Annotated in this window: 20 protein-coding genes; 9 read left to right on the forward strand and 11 right to left on the reverse strand. The window is 63.4% G+C overall.

The genetic code is table 11. The features are described 5' to 3' along the window. Together pbN1_RS20265 and pbN1_RS20270 are read right to left on the reverse strand one after the other, a co-directional pair. A complete protein-coding gene (locus pbN1_RS20265) occupies positions 1-1,014 on the reverse strand; it encodes an ABC transporter substrate-binding protein (protein ID WP_210147782.1) in 1,014 nt (337 codons plus the stop codon). Continuing rightward, positions 1,014-3,074: a TonB-dependent receptor gene (locus tag pbN1_RS20270; RefSeq protein ID WP_169204154.1), complete on the reverse strand. Its 2,061-nt coding sequence runs from the start codon at positions 3,072-3,074 to the stop codon at positions 1,014-1,016. The genes pbN1_RS20265 and pbN1_RS20270 overlap by 1 nt, the downstream gene beginning before the upstream one ends. A gap of 802 nt (positions 3,075-3,876) precedes the next feature. Between pbN1_RS20270 and pbN1_RS20275 the strand changes: the two genes are divergently transcribed. From pbN1_RS20275 to pbN1_RS21070, 6 genes are all read left to right on the forward strand, one after another. Continuing rightward, a complete protein-coding gene (locus pbN1_RS20275; RefSeq protein ID WP_169204149.1) occupies positions 3,877-4,092 on the forward strand; it encodes a DUF6746 family protein in 216 nt (71 codons plus the stop codon). A gap of 108 nt (positions 4,093-4,200) precedes the next feature. Continuing rightward, positions 4,201-4,641, forward strand: coding sequence for a hypothetical protein (locus tag pbN1_RS20280; protein WP_169204273.1), 441 nt, complete (start codon positions 4,201-4,203; stop codon positions 4,639-4,641). 56 nt (positions 4,642-4,697) lie between these two features. Continuing rightward, positions 4,698-5,690 carry a ParB/RepB/Spo0J family partition protein gene (locus pbN1_RS20285; RefSeq protein WP_169204272.1) on the forward strand — a complete coding sequence of 331 codons (993 nt, stop codon included), beginning with the start codon at positions 4,698-4,700 and terminating at the stop codon, positions 5,688-5,690. Continuing rightward, entirely contained in the window at positions 5,596-6,984 is a 1,389-nt protein-coding gene (locus pbN1_RS20290) for a Mu transposase domain-containing protein (RefSeq protein ID WP_169204271.1), read from the forward strand. Before pbN1_RS20285 ends, pbN1_RS20290 begins: the two co-directional genes overlap by 95 nt. Next, the gene (istB, locus tag pbN1_RS20295) at positions 6,971-7,765 is read left to right on the forward strand and encodes an IS21-like element helper ATPase IstB (protein ID WP_169204270.1); all 795 of its coding nucleotides are present in this window, start codon (positions 6,971-6,973) and stop codon (positions 7,763-7,765) included. The genes pbN1_RS20290 and istB overlap by 14 nt, the downstream gene beginning before the upstream one ends. Before the next feature lie 273 nt (positions 7,766-8,038). Continuing rightward, positions 8,039-8,212, forward strand: coding sequence for a DUF6746 family protein (locus tag pbN1_RS21070; protein WP_342343986.1), 174 nt, complete (start codon positions 8,039-8,041; stop codon positions 8,210-8,212). Here the strand turns inward: pbN1_RS21070 and pbN1_RS20300 are convergent. Further along, positions 8,163-8,975, reverse strand: a complete 813-nt coding sequence (locus pbN1_RS20300; RefSeq protein WP_041646779.1) for an IS5-like element ISAzo23 family transposase — start codon at positions 8,973-8,975, stop codon at positions 8,163-8,165. The two genes, pbN1_RS21070 and pbN1_RS20300, sit on opposite strands and share 50 nt — an antisense overlap. A 59-nt stretch (positions 8,976-9,034) precedes the next feature. Between pbN1_RS20300 and pbN1_RS21075 the strand changes: the two genes are divergently transcribed. Next, the gene (locus tag pbN1_RS21075) at positions 9,035-9,124 is read left to right on the forward strand and encodes a hypothetical protein (RefSeq protein ID WP_342343987.1); all 90 of its coding nucleotides are present in this window, start codon (positions 9,035-9,037) and stop codon (positions 9,122-9,124) included. Between the two features lie 64 nt (positions 9,125-9,188). Further along, the gene (locus pbN1_RS20305; protein ID WP_169203606.1) at positions 9,189-9,443 is read left to right on the forward strand and encodes a hypothetical protein; all 255 of its coding nucleotides are present in this window, start codon (positions 9,189-9,191) and stop codon (positions 9,441-9,443) included. A 260-nt stretch (positions 9,444-9,703) separates the two neighbouring features. Here pbN1_RS20305 and pbN1_RS20310 read toward each other — a convergent pair whose 3' ends face one another. The 6 genes from pbN1_RS20310 to pbN1_RS20335 all read right to left on the reverse strand — a co-directional run bounded on the left by pbN1_RS20310 (position 9,704) and on the right by pbN1_RS20335 (position 15,760). Beyond that, positions 9,704-10,081: a type II toxin-antitoxin system RelE/ParE family toxin gene (locus pbN1_RS20310; protein ID WP_169203605.1), complete on the reverse strand. Its 378-nt coding sequence runs from the start codon at positions 10,079-10,081 to the stop codon at positions 9,704-9,706. Positions 10,082-10,087: 6 nt separating this feature from the next. Then, a complete protein-coding gene (locus pbN1_RS20315) occupies positions 10,088-10,363 on the reverse strand; it encodes a type II toxin-antitoxin system Phd/YefM family antitoxin (protein ID WP_169203604.1) in 276 nt (91 codons plus the stop codon). Between the two features lie 726 nt (positions 10,364-11,089). Continuing rightward, positions 11,090-13,456: a TOTE conflict system archaeo-eukaryotic primase domain-containing protein gene (locus pbN1_RS20320; protein WP_169203603.1), complete on the reverse strand. Its 2,367-nt coding sequence runs from the start codon at positions 13,454-13,456 to the stop codon at positions 11,090-11,092. Further along, positions 13,440-14,027 carry a hypothetical protein gene (locus tag pbN1_RS20325; protein WP_244857054.1) on the reverse strand — a complete coding sequence of 196 codons (588 nt, stop codon included), beginning with the start codon at positions 14,025-14,027 and terminating at the stop codon, positions 13,440-13,442. Before pbN1_RS20325 ends, pbN1_RS20320 begins: the two co-directional genes overlap by 17 nt. Next, positions 13,916-14,434, reverse strand: coding sequence for a restriction endonuclease subunit S (locus pbN1_RS20330; RefSeq protein ID WP_169203602.1), 519 nt, complete (start codon positions 14,432-14,434; stop codon positions 13,916-13,918). Before pbN1_RS20330 ends, pbN1_RS20325 begins: the two co-directional genes overlap by 112 nt. Before the next feature lie 150 nt (positions 14,435-14,584). Continuing rightward, positions 14,585-15,760 (reverse strand): PDDEXK nuclease domain-containing protein, encoded by a 1,176-nt coding sequence (locus tag pbN1_RS20335; RefSeq protein ID WP_169203601.1) that lies wholly within the window; start codon positions 15,758-15,760, stop codon positions 14,585-14,587. 660 nt (positions 15,761-16,420) lie between these two features. On the opposite strand from pbN1_RS20335, the gene pbN1_RS20340 reads away from it, so the two are divergent. After that, complete coding sequence (locus pbN1_RS20340) at positions 16,421-16,798, forward strand: HU family DNA-binding protein (protein WP_342343973.1); 378 nt, start codon at positions 16,421-16,423, stop codon at positions 16,796-16,798. A gap of 1,079 nt (positions 16,799-17,877) precedes the next feature. Here pbN1_RS20340 and pbN1_RS20345 read toward each other — a convergent pair. Continuing rightward, positions 17,878-18,387 carry a PIN domain-containing protein gene (locus tag pbN1_RS20345; protein WP_169203600.1) on the reverse strand — a complete coding sequence of 170 codons (510 nt, stop codon included), beginning with the start codon at positions 18,385-18,387 and terminating at the stop codon, positions 17,878-17,880. Next, positions 18,368-19,447, reverse strand: a complete 1,080-nt coding sequence (locus tag pbN1_RS20350; protein ID WP_169203599.1) for a helix-turn-helix domain-containing protein — start codon at positions 19,445-19,447, stop codon at positions 18,368-18,370. Before pbN1_RS20350 ends, pbN1_RS20345 begins: the two co-directional genes overlap by 20 nt. Between the last annotated feature and the right edge of the window lie 394 nt (positions 19,448-19,841).

The raw sequence follows: 19,841 nt of genomic DNA on the forward strand, positions 1-19,841 counted from the left end.
TCACGGCCTGCACTCCACGCATTTGCCGCCGTAGAACGCGTCACCCGGCAGCTTGCCCCCGATCAGCGCGGGGTTGCGCGCTTTGAGCTGTTCGAAGAAGAACGCGAGCGCATCGCGCGCCTGCATCGCCGGCACGGCGTCGAGCTGGCTCACGCCGATCGCGTCGGAAACGGCTTCGGCGCTGAGGATGTCGATGTGCTTGGCGACCATCCGGCCGCATTCGAGGGCGTGCGTCCGGCACCACGCGAGCGACGCGGCATAGGCGGCCTCGATGCGCGCGAGGACGTCGGGTTGCTCGCGCACGGCACCGACCGCGGCAATGCCGGCCTGCGGGATGCGGGTGCTGCGCGCATACAGACGCCCCCATTCCTGCTGAAAATCGACACTGCGGTGCAGTTCCGGCGCAACGAGGCCGAGCGGGAAGGACTTCGTCTTGCGCAAGGCCATCGACACCGCCGGCTCGGCCAGCAGCGCATGGTCCACGCGCCGCATCACGAGCAACTGCATTGCGTCGACCGGGGTCGCAACATAGCGCAGGCGGAAATCCTTGCGTACGTCGAGGCCCTGACGCGCGGCGAGGAGCTGGAACATGATGTCGGGCATGTCGCCGCGGAACGGCATCGCGATCTCCTCGCCGCGGAAGTCGGCGAGCGTCTTCCTGTCCGGCGAGCGTGACACCATCCACAGCGCCCCCCACGTCGACACGTTGAGAAGCGTGACGGGCGCGCCGCGGTTGTGCAGATTCGCGGCGACGTTGGTCGGCATCGCCAGGACGTCGGCCTGGCCGTCGAGCGCCATCGCGCGCAACTGGTCCGGGTCGCGCCACTGGACGAAAGTGACCGATTCGGCGAGATCGGCGAGCGCGCCGGTCTCGACCATGTGGATCAGCGGCGCCGACACGATCGCACCAGGACCGCCGAGGACGAGACGCGGCAGCTTGTCGGCGTGCGCGGCAAGCGGCGACAACAGCGCGGCGAGCAGGCCGAAGACGTGGACGAAGCGCCGGATTTCCATCAGAACTGCCCCTGCCACGACACCATCAGGCTGCGGCCCGGCGCGTCGATTTCCACCCCGGACACACCTTCGGCCAGGTGCTCGTGGTACGGCTTGTCGAAGGCGTTCTTGAGGGCGACGCGCACGCGCTGGCGCTGTCCGTGCCAGGTCGCGCCGAAGTCCGCGGTCGCGAAGCCGGAAGTCTCGTTCTCGGAGCCGGCGGCGAAGACGGTGGCGACGCGGTCCTGCTTGCGCACGAGACGCAGCGTCGCGTCCGCGCTCCACGCCGCGGCCACCCTGCCCTCCCAGCCCAGCGACATTTCGTCGGCCGGCATCTGGAACAGCGGCTCGTCGAGGTCCTCGTTCTCGCCGCGCACGCGCGAGTACGCAGCCGTCAGCCATTGCCCCCGCACGGCCTGCCAGCGCGCCTCGGCTTCGACGCCGACCAGCGTGGCGCGGCCGAGATTGAACGTTTCCTTGCAGGCGCTGGCGTTGGCCGCCGGGCAGCGGTTCGTGCCGGGCGCACCGGAGACGTTGCGCCCGGTGATGTAGTCGGTGATGCGCGTGCGATACGCGGACAGCGCGTAGCTCAGGTCGTCGTCGGCGCCCTTCAGGCCGATTTCGAACTGGGTGGCGATCTCCGGCTCGATCCGCGGGTTGCCAACAAAGTAATAGCCGTCGCTGCGCGGCGAGGACTCGAAGCGCTCGCGCATCTCGCCCGCACGGAACGCCCGCGAAACGTTGGCATACGGCCGGAGGAGCTTCGACACTTCGTAGATCGCCCCCAGACTGCCCGAAGTCGCGCTGTCGCTGCGCTCGAGGCCCCGCGTGATCGCGCCGTTGTTCACCGAATCCGCGTCGCCTTCGACCCAGTCGCGGCGCAGCCCGGCGAGCACGTTGAGGCGGCCAAAGCGCATGTCGTCCTGCACGAACACTCCCACCGCCTCGATGCGCCCGTCGTCGAAAGGATCGTTGCGGACTCTCGCAAACGTCGGCGGGCTACTGAGGAAACGCTCGGGCGACGCTTCCATCTGCCACGCATTGACGCCGAAAGACAGCAGATGGTCCGGGTGGGCGAGCCAGTCGGCGCGGGCGTCGAGTCCGTCGGTGGCGAACGTGACGTCGGTGTCGGAGAAGTCGCGCCCGAACGGTCCCTTCGCGCGCGCGGCGATCTCGCGCTCCATCTCCTGCCGATACACGCGAACGTCGACATTCACCGGCGTGTCGCCCGAACCGCGCCGGCTGTAGCCGACCTCGACGAGTTCGCGGGTCAGCGACGGCGAGTGGATGATCGAGCTGCGGATCTGCGGATGCGGATGCGGCTTGATCGAGCCCGGGTACCACACGTCGCGATCCTCGTGCTGCTGCAGCGACAGCCGCAACTGCTGGGAATCATCGAGGCGAAAGCGGTACTGCGCGATGAAACTGTCCGAATCGTAGCCGGTGCGGTCGACCTCACCGTCGGGGGCGCGGTAGTCGTCGATCCGCGCGAGCGACGCCCCGAGCATCAGCGCGTGATCACCGCCCGACGCGTTCATCACCGCGGTGCCGCGCACGCCGTCGTTCGCGGTTTCGAACTCGGCGCCCGCGCGTGTCTGCACCCCGGCTTCGAAGCGCGCCTGCGGGAGGAGGACGTTGATCGCACCGCCCAGCGCCCCGGTCCCGTACAGGACCGAAGCCGGGCCGCGCACGACCTCGATGCGCTCCGCAAGCCCGAGCGACATGAAGGACGCAATTGCGCCGGCGGGCTGGGCCGAATTGAGCCGCATCCCGTCGACGAGAAGGACCACGCTTTCCTTTTTCAGACCGCGGATCACAGGATTCTGCCCCTGCGCGCCATCGCTCGCGACCGCGAGGCCGGGATGGCCGCGCAACGCTTCGCCGACATTGTCCGCACCGCGGTCGAGCCACTCCTCGCGCTCGACCGCCGTCACCGAGGCCGGAGTTTCGGCGTTCGCCGAAGCGTAGCCTTTGGCCGTCACGGTCACCTCGGAGAGGTGCGCCGCTTCATCGGCGTGCGAAAGGGAGGAAAGAGCGCAGGCGAGCGCGGCGTACAGTACGCCCGGACGGAGAGTCGGCATGGAGGTTCCCGGTTGGAAACGGTGCTGGCTCGCGTCGTGCTGGCTGACCGTATGTTGCAAAGAGTTGCAATAATTCTACGGAAACGCCAATCATTCTCAATTGATTTGTATCAAAAACAGCACTTCACCTCGACATTGCGTTGCCGGGCTTACCCCACCCTTCTCGCGCGTCGACTACTCACTCGGGCACCTACACCAATGAGCCCCCCTTCAGCCGGTAGGCCGCCCCTGCCTTTTCCCTCGCCGCTGCCGACACCGCTTGACAAACCGTCCTACGTACCTAAACTTGCGAATAATTCTCATTTGCGAATACCCATAACATGTCTGCGACAGGTCTCCCGCAACCCGCTTTCCCCGACCTGGCGGTCCTCCTCACCGGAACGCTGGCCCATCTCTCCAACCCTATTCATGCGGGCGGAGCGCGCTCAGTCCATTGCGCCCGCCTGTTGCTGCTCCACAGGATGGATCACCGGCCCGCGTTCGATCGCGCCTTGCTCGACTCCCGCCGGACGTTCGAACTGGAAATCACCAAGGCATGGGCGGCCGCGCAATAAGCATGAAGCGGAAGTCCTGCGCGGCGCTCGTGCCGAATTTCGAGAGCGCCTCGGTGGCGTTGTTTCGTGAGCTTGCCCGGGGTTTCCGGGTTCCGAACCCACTTGACATTCACCTATCCCAATCACTGCAAGGAGCACCCCTTGTCTCGCATACGCCACCCGGCCAGAGCTCGCGGTCGCAGCGCTGATCCACTCAGTAAGACGAATGCGACTTACTCTCGTTATGCACAAAGTCCTGGGAGCAAAGAATGAAGAAACCCGCGGTCATCGCAGCGACCATCGCCCTCCTCGCGTTCGTTCCGACTGCCTTCGCCGCCGGAGCGGGCGAACCGGTTGGACATTACAAAGGCGAGCCAGCAAAGACGCTTCCTGAAGCCGTAAAGAACTTTTCCGAATACAACGCCAAGCTCGAGGCCATTCTCCCTCAGCGCTCACCAGAATTGACCCGGCTTCCGCTCAAGTAATTGACCCAGCAATCTGAGGTAGGGTCGCCGCCGTGACGGCGGCCGATTGATCTATTTGGCCCGCCTGTCGGACGCTCTCTGGAGGGTTCCCTCGGCAGAGGTCCGTCCATGCAGAGCAAACAGTGCGCTGGCTGCGGCAAGTTATTCCATCCCCGGCCGCAAACCCCCCGGCAAAGTTACTGCGCGTCGGCGGCGTGCCAGCGGGAACGGCGACGTCGCTGGCAACTGGCGCGGCGGCAGAGCGATCCCGAGTACCGAGAGAATCAGGCGCGGGCGCAGGCGGCGTGGGCCGCACAGCATCCCGATTACTGGCGCGAGTACCGGCGTTCGCATCCGGCGTACAGCGACCGTAACCGCCGCCAGCAGCAGGCGCGCGACGCGAGGCGGGCGGCACGCGTTCTTGCAAAGATGAACGTGTGGACGCGTGAAACGCCCGTGCCCTCAGGGATTTACCGGCTGAGCCCGGCCACGCGTGACGATCTTGCAAAGATGGACGCGTGGATGGTTCGAATCACTGCGGTTTCAAGCCCTTACGCACCCTCCGGCTGATCTTGCAAAGAGAGGACGTCATCGCCATTCGCAGCGCGGCTGGGTAGGGTTCGGTCATGGACACCCCGGCCCCCCAGATGCCTGAAGTCGATCTGCACCGCCTCGATCTGCGCTTCGCCGACGCGCGGCTGCTCGAGCCGCGCGCGATCGAGGCCCTCGCCCGCTCGATCGAGCAAAGCGGCCAACTCATTGCGTGCATCGCCGTCCCCGACGCCGACAGCCAGCGCCTGATCCTGGTCGACGGCTACCGGCGTGTGCTCGCCCTGCGTCGGCTCGGACGGGACACCGCGCGGGTGGAAGCCTGGGCGTGCGATCTCGCGCAGGCCCTGTTGACGATTCTCGCGCAAGCCGGCCGCCGACCTTTCGCGGCGCTGGAAGAGGCTCTGCTGCTGCAGGAACTCGTGCGCGGCCAGGGGCTCTCGGAGCGCGAGGTGGCGCGCCGCTGCGGCCGCGACGTGAGCTGGGTCAGCCGGCGTCTGGAGCTCGTCTGCGGCGTGCCCGAAGCCGTGCTCGCGGCCGTGCGCCAGGGCACGGTTTCGACCTGGGCGGCGACACGGGTTCTGGCCCCGTTGGCGCGCGCCAACACCGCGCAGGCGACGCAGCTGCTCGCTGCGCTGGCGGCGACGCCGCTGTCCACCCGAGAGCTGCAGGTCTGGTTCCGGCATTACCTGACGAGCCCGAGTGCCGCCCGCGAGCGCATGGTGGCCCAGCCGCGCCTGTTCATTCAGAGCCTGCGCGCGCAGGAAGAAGAGCTCGCCGATACGCGCCTTCGCGCCGGGCCGCACGGCCAGTGCGCGGCCGATGTCCGGCAACTCTTGGCGCTGATCAGGCGGCTGCGTAGCCGGCTGCCGAGCCTGTCCCGCGAAGTGCTTCCCGAATCCCTTCTCGGCGCGCTCGCTCACCTGCGCGCCGCCCTCGATGCGCTGCACTCCGAGCTTGCGAGGAGCCTTGACCATGACGCCGAGCCAGATTCGCGATGCCGTCCGAACCCTGCAAGCCCAAGGCAAGAGCCTGCGCGAGATCAGCCGTGTGCTCGAGCTATCGCGTAATACCGTGCGCCGGATCGTGCGCCCCGACGATCCGGCGCGATCGGAAGACGCATGCCCGGGTGTGCCGCGGGCCTATTTGAAGTCGGCCTTCGAGCGCGCCCAGGGCAACGTCGTGCGCGTGGCCGAACTGCTCGCCGCCGAGTACGAGCTCACCGTCTCGTACAGCACGCTGACCCGCTGGGTTCGCGAGGCCGGACTGCGCGCACCGCCCCCGCGTGCCGGGCAATACTTCTTCGCGCCGGGCGAGGAAATGCAGCACGATACCTCGCCGCATCGCGTCACCCTGGGCGACAAGACCGTGACCGCGCAGTGTGCCGGTCTCGTGCTCGCCTACTCGCGCCGGCTGTTCATCCGGTATAGCCCGCGTTTCACGCGCTTCGAAGCCAAGGAGTTTCTGCTCGAGGCGGTGCGCTTCATGGATGGCGCTTGTCCGCAGTGCATCATCGACAACACCAGCGTGATGCTCGCCGCCGGCGCCGGAGCGGATGCTGTCATCGCGCCCGAGATGGCGGCCTTCGCCCGCACGCTGGGGTTCGAATTCCGTGCGCACCGGGTCAATCATCCCGATCGCAAGGGGCGGATCGAGCGCAACTTCTTCTTCGTCGAAACCAATTTCCTGCCCGGACGCCGCTTCACCGACTTCGACGACCTGAACCGCCAGGCGCTCGCCTGGTGCCAGGAGGTGGCCAATGCCCGACCGAAGCGGTCTCTGGGGATGTCGCCGGAAACCGCCTATGTGCTCGAGAAGCCGTATTTGCGGGCGCTGCCCGCGGTGCTGCCGCCGGTCTATGAGGTCTTCGAGCGGGTAGTGGACCTGAACGGCTATGTCTCGCTCGAGGTCAATCGCTACTCCGTGCCGGAGCGTCTGGTCGGGCAGGCGGTGACGGTCTACAAATATCCGGCCCGCGTCGACATTCATCATCGCCATCGCGTGGTGGCGACCCATCTGCGGCTGATCGGCCAGCGCGATGCGCGCAGTACCGACGCCGCGCACCATCCCACCCCCGTCAGGGCCAGCCGCACGCCGGCCCTCGAAGCGCAACTGCGCGACGACAGCCCCGAGCTCGAGGCCTATGTGCGGGCCCTCAAGCAACGCGGTCAGGGCCGTGGGGCCCGGGCCTTGCGACGCCTGCTCGAGCTCCAGCGCACCTATCCCGGGGAAGCCTTTCTGGCGGCCGTGCGCCAGGCGGCGCACTACGGGCTGTACGATCTGGGGCGGCTTGAGAAACTCATCCTGCGCGAGGTCGCCGGCAACTTCTTTGCGTTGAACGACGCGCTCGATGACGACGCGTGAGCAGATCCACGCCCAGCTCGCCCAGCTGCGGCTGCGCGGCATGGCCGCCGCCCTCGATGCCGAATTCGAGCGCGCCGAGCGCGAAGGCGCGCCGCCGGCCGAAGTCGTCGGGCGCTTGCTGGCGGCCGAAGCGGCCGAGCGGCGCGAGAAGAGCCTCGCGTACCGACTGACGCAAGCGAAGCTGCCCTGGCGCTGGACGCTCGATTCCTTTCCCTTCGACCGCCAGCCCGGGGTCGATCGGGGCCAGATCCGCGCCCTGGCCGGACTCGACTTCCTGCGCCGCAACGAGAACATCCTGCTGATCGGCCCGCCGGGGACCGGCAAGACCGGCATCGCGCTGGCGCTTCTGCGCGAGGCGTGCCTCAATGGCCACGCCGCGCGCTTCTACAAGGCCCAGGTCCTGCTCGACGAGCTCTATGCCTCGCTCGCCGATCGCTCGACACCGAAGCTCCTCGCGCAACTCGCCCGCTTCCAGCCACTGCTGATCGATGAACTGGGCTATCTCACCCTCAAGCCCGAGCAGTCCAATGCCTTCTTCCGGCTGATGGATCAGCGCTACGGGCGCGTCTCGACGCTGATCACCACGAACTTGGAACCGAGCGCCTGGTACGAGTTGTTCGCCAACAAGGCCCTTGTCGACGCCTTGCTCGACCGGCTCCAGCACCGCTGCATCACCATTCGCATCGACGGACCCTCCCTGCGAACCCCAGTGCCGCACTCGCCGCCGACGAACAAGGGCGCGTCGAAATCGGCGCCCCTCCCGTGCGCACCCGCGGCATAACCCGCCCCATCATTCCCTGCGCAAACCCTGGGGCGCTACCCCAGACCCCGCACTCGCCGTGAGGCAGACGCCGGGGATGGAAAAATCCCATCCCCGGCGCTGCCACGAGCGTATCTCCCCTCCAAGGCGTCAAGGGCTTTCGCGGCATAAACGCGGCGATAAACCCGCCGCATTTATTCCACGGTCCCTTGACCCCTTTCCGGGTTGTTCACTGCGCACTGGCCGGGTCCGTTCTGATAAGCAGAAATGGGTCAGTTTCCGTGAGCGTCGAGGATTCTCAAGGGCAATGTCAGCGATGCAGCGATGGCCGACGTGCACGAGTTGACGTACACGCTGGAAAACGCACTGGGGAAAATGAACGAGGAATTGACGAAGCTCGCCGAGACACTAGAGCGTGTTATGAACTTGCTTCCAGTGCCAGCCAGAACGCGGCCTTGGGCAGCATGAGGATGCAGAAGACGACGAAATGCAATCCGGCCAGCACTTGCGGCATCCGCTCGAAATCCCGACTCAGTCGTCTGAATCGGGACAGCCACCCGAAACTGCGCTCGACGACCCAGCGTCGGGGCAGCAATACAAATCCCTTCTTCGCCTCGGGAAGTTTGACGATTTGAAGATCGATACCCGCCGCCTTGGCCGCTTTCCGAGCTTCGTCGCCCGTGTAGCCCTGGTCGGCCCACGCCACTTTGACCGTTTCGCCCGTGGCTTGCTGCACCGCCTCGCACAGGTCCTTGACCTGCGCGCGCTCCTGTTCATTGGCCGGCGTGACGGTCAGCGCAATGAGTTGCCCCAGCGTATCCACGGCCATATGTACTTTGCTGCCCCGACGCCGCTTGTAGCCGTCGTAGCCGGCACGCGGCCCGCTTTCGCAGCTGCTTTGCAGCGTTCGCCCATCGAGAATCACGGCACTGGGCTGGGCCTTGCGACCGTCGCCGACTCGGATGATCGAACGCATGTCGCTCACCATCGCCTCGAAACAGCCCGCATCGTTCCAGCGGCGAAACTGCTGATACACCATCTGCCAGGGCGGAAAATCATTCGGCAAGAGTCGCCATGGCGCGCCGGCCCGAGCCAGCCAGCGCAACGCGTTGAACACTTCGCGCAAGGGGTAGCTGCGCTGCGGCGCCTGCTCGGTCATCAGCGTCAGATACGGCGCCACGAAATGCCATTCCTCTTCACTGACATCGCTCGGGTAGGGTTTTCTGCTCACAGTGATCAAAAAACATCAACTATATCAGCTGCATAAGTTCATAACACGCTCTAGAGAAGCTGCATCAGGCGTCCGAAAAGCTGGATCGGGAAGGCGTCATCCAGCATGGCGACGAATATCTTTCAGTTTCCCGGCAGGTCATAAAGTAGATGACTGCGGAACTCATCAGCCCCGGCTCCAGCGAGCCGCTACTTCATCCCGAAGGCGCTGCGCATGCTACGTTCAGGAACGGGACTGGAGGTTGTTCGCGATGCCGGAGGCGAATACAGCTGGGGCAAGACGGCAGCGCCGGCTGCTAGAGAAGCGACGCTGCAGGCGGTGAAGGTGACCATGATTCGCCGTTGCTTCTGCGCGTTGCGATCTCACACCGATACACCAAAAGAGCTGCACATACTTGAAGCCTTGGGGCGACATACCGGGATCGAACCGGTGACAACTGGAGCCACAATCCGTCCGACAAATATTTAATATCAATAGTTTAGGCTCGAAATTTCGTAAGAACATCGCCTCTACAGGCCAATGTTGGCGCGAAACCGCATCGCGATCTTATGAAGAACAAGGGGGCGATTCGTTAAATACGATCGCATAAGCCGACCGCTGTTGCAGGCGCACTCTCCCGGTCCAACGTCCCTCCCCCCGTGTGAGTTTGGACGGCAGTAACGGGCGCCTGCGTCCGCTGCCCGACGCGCGCGCGCCGTCACACGGCTACCCAGGCTGAACCCGCCTGCTCAAACCATGTAGCTCAATTGCCGGTGGTGCCGCAACGCCAACAGCACCACCCGGTCGCTCGAATGCGCGTACAGCACCACATGCTGTTTGAGCACGTATTCGCGCAAGTGCGGCAAGCCGACCTCGTGGGCCAGCGCTTCGACCTTCCGCGCTCGGATCCGCGCTTGAACGGACCGACCGCCGAGAAACCGCGCCGGGCGACCGCCTGCCGGGGCCCAGCGCAGCGTCTCGACCATCTCGCGCAATTCCGCCCGAAGCGCACGAAAACGCTCCGCGGCGGAGGCCTCGTCCTGTTCGGCGAAGAACGCCCGCGCTTCGTCCAGGCCGGCGGCGAAGTTCGGCGTGGCAACGACCTTGGCCCGCTGAGGTAACGTCACTGCCAATCAATCCGCGAGCAGGCGCTCGAGATCCGCTTCGGTGCCAACGTGGCCATCAAAGACTTGGCGCAGTCCGATCTCAGCCTCGTCGAGTAGGACCAGGCTCGCATGCTCCTCTTCGAGCGCGTGGTAGTAGTCGAGCTTGCGCGCATCGACGATCGCTACATAGCTCGCACCGTTCTTGGTCAAGACCTTTTCCGCCCCGCCGCCGACCACCTCTTCGGCAAGCTCAGTCAGCCGAGCCCGAGCCTCGCTGATGGGGACCACATCGCTGGCACGCATCACCGCCTCCTTAACGTATTCGTTAATTTCTACTGTAACGGACGACAATCGCAATGGAAAGTTCGGCCGCGGAGGAGTCCCCACTGCGCGAAGCCTGAGGGTGCGCTCGAGCTCGCTGCACCAGGTTGCTTTCCTCGTCCCACTGACGGATTTGAAGATCGATTTTCGATGCAGGGTGCCTCGGTGTTTTTACGGAACGCAACGCAGTCCAGCGTAAGCGACGGCGGCTGGTTCCTCGGTCGACTGCGAGCTCGGCTCGATCCTCAGTGACAGTTGGTGTAACGCCACCGCCGACCTTCGTCTGTCGCTGCTGCGGCGGCGGCGCCATGCTTGTCGTCGAGATCATGATGCGTCGACAGCCGATTCGCGCTCCGCCATGGTGCACCGCCTGCAGTTCTCTCGTCACACGACAGCATCGGCACCCGAGTTCCCGGCGCCGGGAGCGGCCGGCTGTTGCTCGATGCCGTATCGCCATAATTCGCCGCCTCCGGCACGTGTGATCGTGGCGCCAATAACCGCCCTCGGTGTCGATCTGTGCGTTGCCGATGGTTCGATGCGCCAATCATCGGTCATCCCAGGAACAGCGGCTGACGTCAAATCCCAATAGGCCGCAGCCTGCCCAAACCGCGCAGCAGGATCGATTATCTGCCGTTCGCGTTGGGCGAAACGGTGGTCCGAATGGACTCCCGAGCCTACTTGCATTGGTGCGGGCTGCTGCGGGATTGCTCATACATCCAGACGATTGGACGAGTCTTCACAGCCCACCCGATACCCCATCGCCCGGTATCCGCGCCGTCGCTTGTCCCACATCCGAAGCAGCGCCGGGTGACCGGTGTCCACAAAATCGATGATCCGCACGTCGGTCTTGCTGGCGTGCTCGCGATGCAAGCGTCCAGCGTATTGCTGCAGCGTACCTTTCCAGGAAACTGGCATGGCCAGTACCAGCGTATCCAGCGGCGGGTGGTCGAACCCTTCGCCGACCAGCTTGCCGGTCGCCAAAAGGATGCGCGGCGCGTCAGGCGACAGTGCGTCCAGTTCCGCGATAAGGGTCGCGCGCTGTTTTTTCGACATCCGGCCGTGAAGTACGAATGGTGCAGGTACTTGGCCCTCCAGCGCAGACAGAATCGCGTCGAGGTGTTCGGTACGCTCGGTCAGGACGAGCACCTTGCGGCCCTGCTCGAACGCTTCCCTTACTTCGGCTGCGATGGCGTCGGTGCGCCCTTGGTCATTGGCCAGATGCCGGAACACCTTCTGAATGCCAGCCTCCGGTGGCAGATCAATCCGTGAGATGCGTGAGCGAGGCTCCACCTCCAGATCGTGGGGTGCGCCGGCAGGCTTCGCCGCCGTGTAACGGATCGGACCGCACTGCATGAAGATGATCGGCTGCTGACCATCGCGGCGGATGGGCGTCGCGGTCAGACCGAGCACGTATTTGGCCTTTGTCCGCTTCAGGATCGCGTCGAAGGAAACGGCACCGACGTGGTGGCACTCGTCCACGATCACCTGGCCGTAGTTTTCGACGATTGGATTGACTTCGCCCTGCCGGGAGATTGACTGCATTACGGCGATGTCTATCTTGCCGGTGGGCTTGGCCTTGCCGCCACCAATGGTGCCAACCACGCCTTTGCCGAGGCCGAGAAAGGCCTGCAGCCGCTCCTGCCACTGCTTCAACAACTCGGTGCGGTGTACCAGTACCAGCGTGTTGACGCCCCGACGCGCGATCATCGCGGCGGCCGTAACTGTTTTGCCGAAGGCCGTCGGCGCGCAAAGCACGCCGGCATCGTGATGCAGCATTGCTGAGACTGCTGCTGCCTGGTCGATGCGCAGGCTGCCGACAAAAGCCACGTCAATCGGCTCGCCACCGAAACGCTCATCTTGCAGTTCACAGGCGACGCGGTTGTCGCGCAGCAAGGAGAGGGCCGCATCGAGACAGCCGCGCGGCAATGCGATGTGCTGCGGGTAGTTCTCGGCGCAGCTGATGACGCGCGGCTTGTCCCACACCGACATCCGCATCGCCTGGGCTTTGTAGAACTCGGGGTTCTGGAAAGCGGCCAACCGGATCAGGCGGTTGGCCAGCGCCTGCGGCAGCCCGGCCTTCTCGAAATAGATCAAGTTTGCCAGCGTCACGGTCAATGACTTCGGCATCAGACCTGCCAGCTTTTGGGCCGACTTGTTCTCGCGTTTCCACGGAGTAGCCAAGTCCTCATCGTCGATGAAGGTGACGTCCAAGGGATGGACGCCGCCCGTTGTTCGTAGGATGGTCGGCTCAATGTCATGCGCCGCCATTGGCTGAATGGCTGACAGGAAGGCCCATTGATCCGGATGCGGACGCAACTCGGCGTCAACGAACACGCTGCAACCCTTTTCGCGCGGCCATTTCTGCAGTGGCAAGGCGATCAGGTTGCCAAAGCCACCCTTGGGCATCGTGTCCTGATTGGGAAACAGCCGGTCGTAGGATTCGAGCTTCAGTTGCCGGGTACGCGAGCAGGTATGGCTGATGACCGCCGTACCCAGTCGCCTTGCATCGCGCGCCGAAACGTGGGTGGCGAAAAAGACCCACGCGTGCGCCCCCTTGCCGGACCGGGAAATCTCCAGCGCCACCGGTACACCCAGTTCGTGGCACGACAGCATGAACGCACGCGCATCGTCCCGCCACTCCGCCTCGTCGAAATCGACCGCTAGGAAGTAGCAGGTGTCGTCCTCCAGCAGCGGATACACGCCGACCGTGTGCCCACCGGCCAGATGGTCGTAGATCACCGCATCGGAAAGCGGGATCAGCAGACGGTGGTCGCAGTCGCCGCACTTGATGCGCGGCTTCTCGCAAACACCGGCGCGCCACTCGTTGGCGCAGGCCGGCGCGTAACCGGACTTGCCGGTAGTCTTGCTTTCCCACCGGATCGGGTAGACATCGGTGCGCCCGCGAAACAGGCGGCGAAACAGTGCAACCTTCTCTTCGGTGGACAACCTCGACGGCTCGGGTGCCGACGGCAACGGCTGCCGCGACGGGCGCCACTCGATGCCGTGGGATTCGAGCAGCGCAATCAGCCTGGCGTTCTCGGCCTGTAGCGCGGCCTTTTCATCGCGATCCGCCATCGAATCCGTACTCAGCGAGGAAGTCGTCCATCTCGTCGCCGACGCCATAGCCGAAGTTGTGGCTAGTGTGACGCACTGCGTCGAGGCGCTCCATCAGTTCTGACCCACCTTCAGGGAGCAATCCGATAGCCTTCAGCGGGTGCTCGAACATCCGCACCAACGCATCGAAGTAGCCCTCGTCCTGCAGGCCGACATCGTTGCTGAATCCTGCCGCCCGCTCACAATAGAACACCATCAGCTCGGCCAAGCCCTCCGGCTGACCGATGGCTTTTTTGTAGTCCGAGATCGCCTTCTTGGCCTTGGCGACCGAGGTGTCCTGGTTCTTGAAGACATCCGGCCAAAGCCAACGGTCTATGGTGGTCTTGTACGGCTTCAGCACATCGTCGCCAAGGGCAAAGCGGGCGTGCAGGAAAGCCTGGTTGTCCTTGTTGGCAGCGTACAGATCCTGGATTAACCCGATCAGTCCGACGCGATCGAAGTCGGCGAGTTTGGCCTTGACGTCCTGGCCTTGACGTCCGTCCAGTTCGGCTGCGATTTCTTGGATCGGTTCATGTCGATGCTTCGGTGGCAAACACCCGCCCCCCGCGTTGCCGGCAGCAGCGCGGCGTTGGTTTGGCAGATGGCGGCGTGTTTGGCCTTGAGGACGGCAACCTCGGCCTTCAGCCGGTTGAAGGTTTGCTGCTTGGCCAGTGGCGGCACGGGCATTTCGATCTTGCCGAGATTGCCCAAACCCAGGGTGCGATTGCGATCCGCCGTGCCCGGAGACGCGAGACCACCCTTCTCCAAGCCATCCTCGCTCAGCAAGTAGTAGACAAGGAAGCCCGCAGTCGCGAGTGCGGGGTCGGGAACGCAAGTGATGTAACGGTGAGAGGCGATGCATCGTTCGTGTTCGTCGCCAGCAAGCGCCATTGCACCTTCCCAAGCCTTGATGTTGCTCAGACCAAGTCGCCCCCCTTGATCTAAACGGGCTTTTGCCACGTCGCCTCGGCACCGTCGAAGTCCGGTTTCACGAACAGGCCCTAGCTTCGCTGTCAATCGTGACTTCGCGCCGCACCAAGGACACGACGTCCGACAGCAGTAGGTACTGGGTATGACTATCCTCGCCGAATTGGACCTTTAGAGGCGCGTTCATGTCTCGCTCCCCGATTGACTATTTCGCTGGATCCGCCGAGCCTCCAACTCGCGCCGCGTCTTGTCCAGTTCCTCGGCCAGCAGCTTTTCATCCGGTAGCACGGTCTGGTATTCGGCGGCCAACACCTTGTTGGGCAGGCCCTCTAGCGCGTAATGGGCTTCGGCGGCGCCTTTCTCGGCGCACAGGATCAGGCCCACGGGAGGGTTCTCGCCGGGCATCATCCAGTGCTCGCGGGCGTAGTTCAGGTACAGGTGCATCTGGCCGGCATCGGCATAGCCGAACTTGTCGACCTTGAGGTCGATGACCAGCAGGCACTTGAGACGGCGGTGGAAAAACAGCAGGTCAACGCGGAACCAGCTGTCGTCGATGCGCAGCCGCCGCTGACGGCCGACGAAGGCAAAGTCATCGCCCAGTTCCAGCAGGAAATCGGCCAAGTGCTGGATCAGCGCTTCTTCGAGGTCAGACTCGGAGTATTCGTCCTTGAGGTTCAGGAACTCCAGCACGAAGGGGTCTTTGATGGCCTGTTCGGGCGTGAGCGCGTCACCGGGTTTGGCCACTTCTCCCTTTTCCAGCATCGCCGCCTTGTCGTGCGACAGGGCGGTCCGCTCGTAGAACTGACTGCCGATCTGGCGATTCAGCTGGGGAACGCTCCAGCCGCCACGCAGGGCTTCCGTCTCGTAGAAGGCGCGGGCTTGAGGGTTCTTGACCGAGAGCAGCCGTACGTAGGCCGACCAGGGCAGTGGAAAGGCTTGGGCCAGCGCGGCCAGATCGGGCACTGCTGCTGGCGAGGATGTAGTCACTTCGCCGGCCGAAATTGCAGAAGGCGTCGGGAGAATGTGGCCGAGCCGAGATTTTGCAGACGGTGTCTGCAAAATGTGCGCAGCCGGCCACGTCAGATAGAAGGCCCGCATCTGCGTCAGGTTGCGCCAGCCGAAGCCACGCCCGAACTGGCGGGTCAAGTCGTAGCCGAGTCGTTTGATCAGGGCCTGCCCGTAGGCGGCCCGTTCCTTCCCGCCCTGCTCGAACTCGACGATGCACCGGCCGATTTCCCAGTAGGTGGCAGTCATTAGTGCATTGACGCTGCGGGCGGCGGCGCGACGGGCGGTTTCCAGCAGGGCGACAATGTCGCCGTGGATGCCGGCGTAGTCGGCGCTAGCCGGTAAATCAGTCATGCCTGCACCTCGTTGACCAATGCCTCGATCTCGCCCAGCAGGCGTATCACTTCGGCCTCGGGGCTACGCATGGAGGCGATCAGGTCTTTCGGATTGGCTTCTCCCCAGGAAGCTCAACCCACGCTCCGGGGGCGACGAATACCGACAACGCAGCGCTTCATCTTGGATGTCCTGATCAGTTCGGCATAAGGTATGCCATTTTATCAATGTGGCACGACTGAAGCTAATCTTTGATGGGCAGTCTGGGCTTCTTGATCGAGCATCGCCCAAGCAAACGGCGGGTAACTGGCGCATTGGAGACGTAATGTGGAGGACGTCGCACCGGATGCATGGCCGACGACCAGAAGTTGGAGCGACTCCCCCGCCCCACTTCGTTTGACATTACCGCGCAAGAGTTCATTCGGGCGCACCTTGCTTTCCTGCCCTACCCTCCGCGGCAAAGCCCCCCGCCGCTCGGCCGTAACCGGGCGCATTAGCGCCTGACTTACCTGACTCACCCGTTGCGCCGCGAACGCGTCGACGGCGTTCTCGACGGCGCCGCGCCGCCTCCCGTCGCCCCACCTTGTCGCCATCGGCGAGGCGGTGCTTGCTGCAGCTGCCGAAGGCACCCATTACTATGCGCTCGGCAACATCCCTCCATGTCGCGCGAGTCGCCCCACCATGACGCTCACCAAAGCTGATCTCATCCAAGACATCGCCGCCGCCATCGGTCTCAACAAGCGAGAAGCCGCCGAAAGGGTCGAAGCGTTCTTCGAGGAGATTGCCGGCGCACTCGTCAGCGGGCAGGAGGTCAAGTTGTCGGGCTTTGGCTGCTTTCAGGTGCGTGAAAAGCGCGCACGTCCCGGACGAAAACGGGCGAAACCGCGTTCATCAGCGCGCGCCGCGTGGTGGTATTTCACCCCAGTGACAAGCTCAAACTTGCAGTTGGCTGCGGCAATCGGCCATCGGGGGCAGTCGGTACGGCGACCGCACCGAGTGGTGCGACGCGGAGCTCTTTGCGTGAGGTCGAGGAATTCATGTAAGTCGCCAGCGGAGTGAGGACCAGTACCCGCGAACCGCAAGAGGGGCGCCTTTGATACTTGATCCGAAGACCACGAGCACACTGCATCCCCTCTGGTCGGCCGAGGCGCGATTCGACGGGTCCGGCGGGCGGACATTGCTCGCCTCTTGTCTCGCGACACCCACCTCTGTTCGGCCAAGCGGGACTGAAGATACTCGTCGGTGATTCGGGCATTTCGGAATACAGCGCCGTTGAAATTCCCCAAGGGAAGGTAGCTGTCCCAATCAGCGCCCCACCCTTCAACGGTTTCGTAATGTGCGGGATGTTCCGCTCGGCCGTCGCGGCGAGGAGCTCGTCGCAGTCGGGTCCGCCTGCCAAGTGCTCACGCGGAGTTGGGGTGGGGCCTCAGCAGAAGAGAGCGACGTACCTGAGGGGTCAAGCGTCTCGGGTCGTTCGCTTGATCCGATGCGCCCCAGCTTTGGGGGAAATCCTGGAGGTCAAAAACGACCTGCTCACCGGAAAGCACCGATCCAGATGTATCGCTCATCGTCATGCCCGGCACAAGTCGGGACGGGGGGCTGAGAGCGGTGTGATGAGAAGTTTACGCGGATTCAGGACCGCGGCGCACAGGAACCGGAGAGCTTCGCTCCTGTGCTCGCGTCTGCCAAAACAGGCACTTACAGCGCAATTCGTAATTTTCATAAGATGCCAAAAGCATCTCGAAAACGCGTAAGTGCTTGAATTTTGGGGCGACATACGGGAATCGAACCCGTGACAACTGGAGCCACAATCCCCATCAGTTTTCTTATAAATCAATCACTTGAGCGTGTTTTCAATCTACAATCTCCACTCATCTGTGGCCCCGGAAGCCGCGTCAGCGCTGATGGCGCCACAGTTTTGTAGAACGGTTTCGGCGCCCTTCTGCACGCGCTGAACGGGTTCCCAGGCAGGCGCTTTCGAACCCGACTCGCACACCGGACAAATCATTCTAGACGCACAGTGCGCGATCGCAACTGACGCTCACCGTTCTGCGTCGTGCCGGAAGCGAGTAACAGCTTTGTGCCCAGTCACTCGTCAATCCGGCTTCGTCAGGACCCAGTCGATAGCCGCCACTTGACTAGCGCAACGCGTTCAGCCTTTTCTCGGCTTCGGGCCACGGTAATCGACGCTTGCCCGACTTCATTTTGTCGAGCGCCTTGAAAGCGTCGTCTACCGTCAGCAGCTGATTTTCAATCATGGCGCACAACAGACCAATGGTGCCCATGACGTTGACTTGCTCCTTGTTGGCAACAAATCGCAGATTGGTGTCACCGGTCAATAGCGTGCAGGCTTCCTGCTTCGCAAGCGCCAGTGCCAGGTAGTCGTTATGACTTGGCTTGGGGCCGCTTTTTGCTGGAAGCAGGTGATTGTGCTGGCCCGGCAACTGCTGGGCATACGCCACAAAGTCGCCGCTGACCTCCATGATCTGCAAGCCCAGATCTTCAAGTTCTGGACTACCCGGCTCAATTTCTTCGTAGTACAGCAGATCAGGAATGCCGAACTGCATCGGAAGCTGAAAGAGCGTACCCATCAACGCTCCAGCTTCCATGTCGATCAAGATGTTGGCATCACTGATGAGCAACCGCATCCGAGGACTCCAACTGGCGTTCCTTGTGGAAGCGCATCATCGGGATGCCCAGCAATTCTGCAGCCTTGCCCTCGGAGATGTATTGCTCGGCCAAGGCGCGGTACACTAACTGATCAAATAGTCGTGGATGCTCTTGCGGCAGCGGGGCGCCCGGCTCGTTTTTGCGCCAGCCCTTTGCCGAAAACCGCTTGAACATCGAAAGGTGAGCGGCATCGGTGATCACGCCACACTGTTTTGCTCGCTGCAGCCATCCGGCCATGGATAGGCCGAACTCGTGTTTGAGCACATACAGCTCTTGCCATTCCAGCGCATGGCGCTGCTGCCCAAGCAACTGAAGCACCGCAACACGCGGAGCCAAGAATGCACCGGCGAATCGGTCGCAGGCTTTCTCTTCGTCGATGCCGTTAGCCAGTCGTCCCTCCAGCAGCAGATGCCCCAGTTCATGAGCCAGCGTAAACCGCTGCCGATCACCGGGCCAGCGCTTGGAAACGGCTACGACCGGATACTTCCGGCCATCTTCCGTTCGCGCCTTGGCAGTCAAGCCAGAGAACCCCGGGTTCTCTTCATCGACCACGATGACCAACAAGCCGAACCCTTCGAGGGTGTCGGTGAGGTCGGCAATCGGGTTCATGCCCAACTGCCAAGCGTTGCGGACCGTATTCGAGAACGCGTCGATCTCATCCAGCGACGCGATGTGTTCAGGAAGGGCAGCAGGAGGTGCAAACGCCGGGAACGGCAGCTCGGGAAAGGCACCGAGCAACTCCACGCGTTTTTCTACCAACTCGACGACCTTGATCTTCAGCGCATCCTGCGCCGTCTTGCCAAAGGTCGAGAGCTTGCGGAACTCGGGCTGCAGCAGTTCGACCGTATGCGTACGAAAAAAATACTCCGTACGGATTCCACAGGCGCGGGCCAGTTTGAGAAGCTGAGAAGACGATGGGGTCAGAAGACCCTTTTCGTACTTCTGGATGGCGGTGTGAGAAACACCCACCTTTTCACCCAAAGCACCCAGGGTCAGACCTGCCGCCAGTCGTGCTTGACGAATGCGATCTGCAATCATGACGCCTCCGTGGGCTTGGTTTAAATCGTTTCATATTATAAAGCATTTTTAAACCAACAAGAACCCGGCGCCCGCCCGTCCGCGACCCCGCGTACCTCGATCGACGACACTTGTACTTGAAGCGGTCGCTCAACTGGCTGCTTGCCGGAAACCTGCATCGGCAGCAGTGGCCGAAAGTGTGAGTTCGAGTTCGGCCGCGGAAGGCAGACGGTGTCGATTGAGGCGCGAGTAGCGCTGAGAGCGAAGCGGCACGATGGCGGCCCGAAGGACCGCACCCGTGATTGCTCCGGCGAGTGTCTCGCCAACCAGAGCCCGTGCACAGGCGATCACAGCCTCAAGTTGATCGGCGTCAGCGCAATCCTGCAAGCGCTGCGTGGCGCAACATGACACCGAA

The organism is Aromatoleum bremense, assembly GCF_017894365.1.
In the GTDB taxonomy this organism is placed as follows: domain Bacteria; phylum Pseudomonadota; class Gammaproteobacteria; order Burkholderiales; family Rhodocyclaceae; genus Aromatoleum; species Aromatoleum bremense.

Bases quoted from the DNA above. Each gene is read 5' to 3' on its own strand.
- pbN1_RS20265 (WP_210147782.1), bottom strand. From the start codon at position 1,014: ATGGAAATCCGGCGCTTCGTCCACGTCTTCGGCCTGCTCGCCGCGCTG.
- pbN1_RS20270 (WP_169204154.1), bottom strand. From the start codon at position 3,074: ATGCCGACTCTCCGTCCGGGCGTACTGTACGCCGCGCTCGCCTGCGCT.
- pbN1_RS20275 (WP_169204149.1), top strand. From the start codon at position 3,877: ATGAAGAAACCCGCGGTCATCGCAGCGACCATCGCCCTCCTCGCGTTC.
- pbN1_RS20280 (WP_169204273.1), top strand. From the start codon at position 4,201: ATGCAGAGCAAACAGTGCGCTGGCTGCGGCAAGTTATTCCATCCCCGG.
- pbN1_RS20285 (WP_169204272.1), top strand. From the start codon at position 4,698: ATGGACACCCCGGCCCCCCAGATGCCTGAAGTCGATCTGCACCGCCTC.
- pbN1_RS20290 (WP_169204271.1), top strand. From the start codon at position 5,596: ATGACGCCGAGCCAGATTCGCGATGCCGTCCGAACCCTGCAAGCCCAA.
- istB (WP_169204270.1), top strand. From the start codon at position 6,971: ATGACGACGCGTGAGCAGATCCACGCCCAGCTCGCCCAGCTGCGGCTG.
- pbN1_RS20305 (WP_169203606.1), top strand. From the start codon at position 9,189: ATGCTACGTTCAGGAACGGGACTGGAGGTTGTTCGCGATGCCGGAGGC.
- pbN1_RS20315 (WP_169203604.1), bottom strand. From the start codon at position 10,363: ATGCGTGCCAGCGATGTGGTCCCCATCAGCGAGGCTCGGGCTCGGCTG.
- pbN1_RS20320 (WP_169203603.1), bottom strand. From the start codon at position 13,456: ATGGCGGATCGCGATGAAAAGGCCGCGCTACAGGCCGAGAACGCCAGG.
- pbN1_RS20335 (WP_169203601.1), bottom strand. From the start codon at position 15,760: ATGACTGATTTACCGGCTAGCGCCGACTACGCCGGCATCCACGGCGAC.
- pbN1_RS20340 (WP_342343973.1), top strand. From the start codon at position 16,421: ATGACGCTCACCAAAGCTGATCTCATCCAAGACATCGCCGCCGCCATC.
- pbN1_RS20345 (WP_169203600.1), bottom strand. From the start codon at position 18,387: ATGCGGTTGCTCATCAGTGATGCCAACATCTTGATCGACATGGAAGCT.
- pbN1_RS20350 (WP_169203599.1), bottom strand. From the start codon at position 19,447: ATGATTGCAGATCGCATTCGTCAAGCACGACTGGCGGCAGGTCTGACC.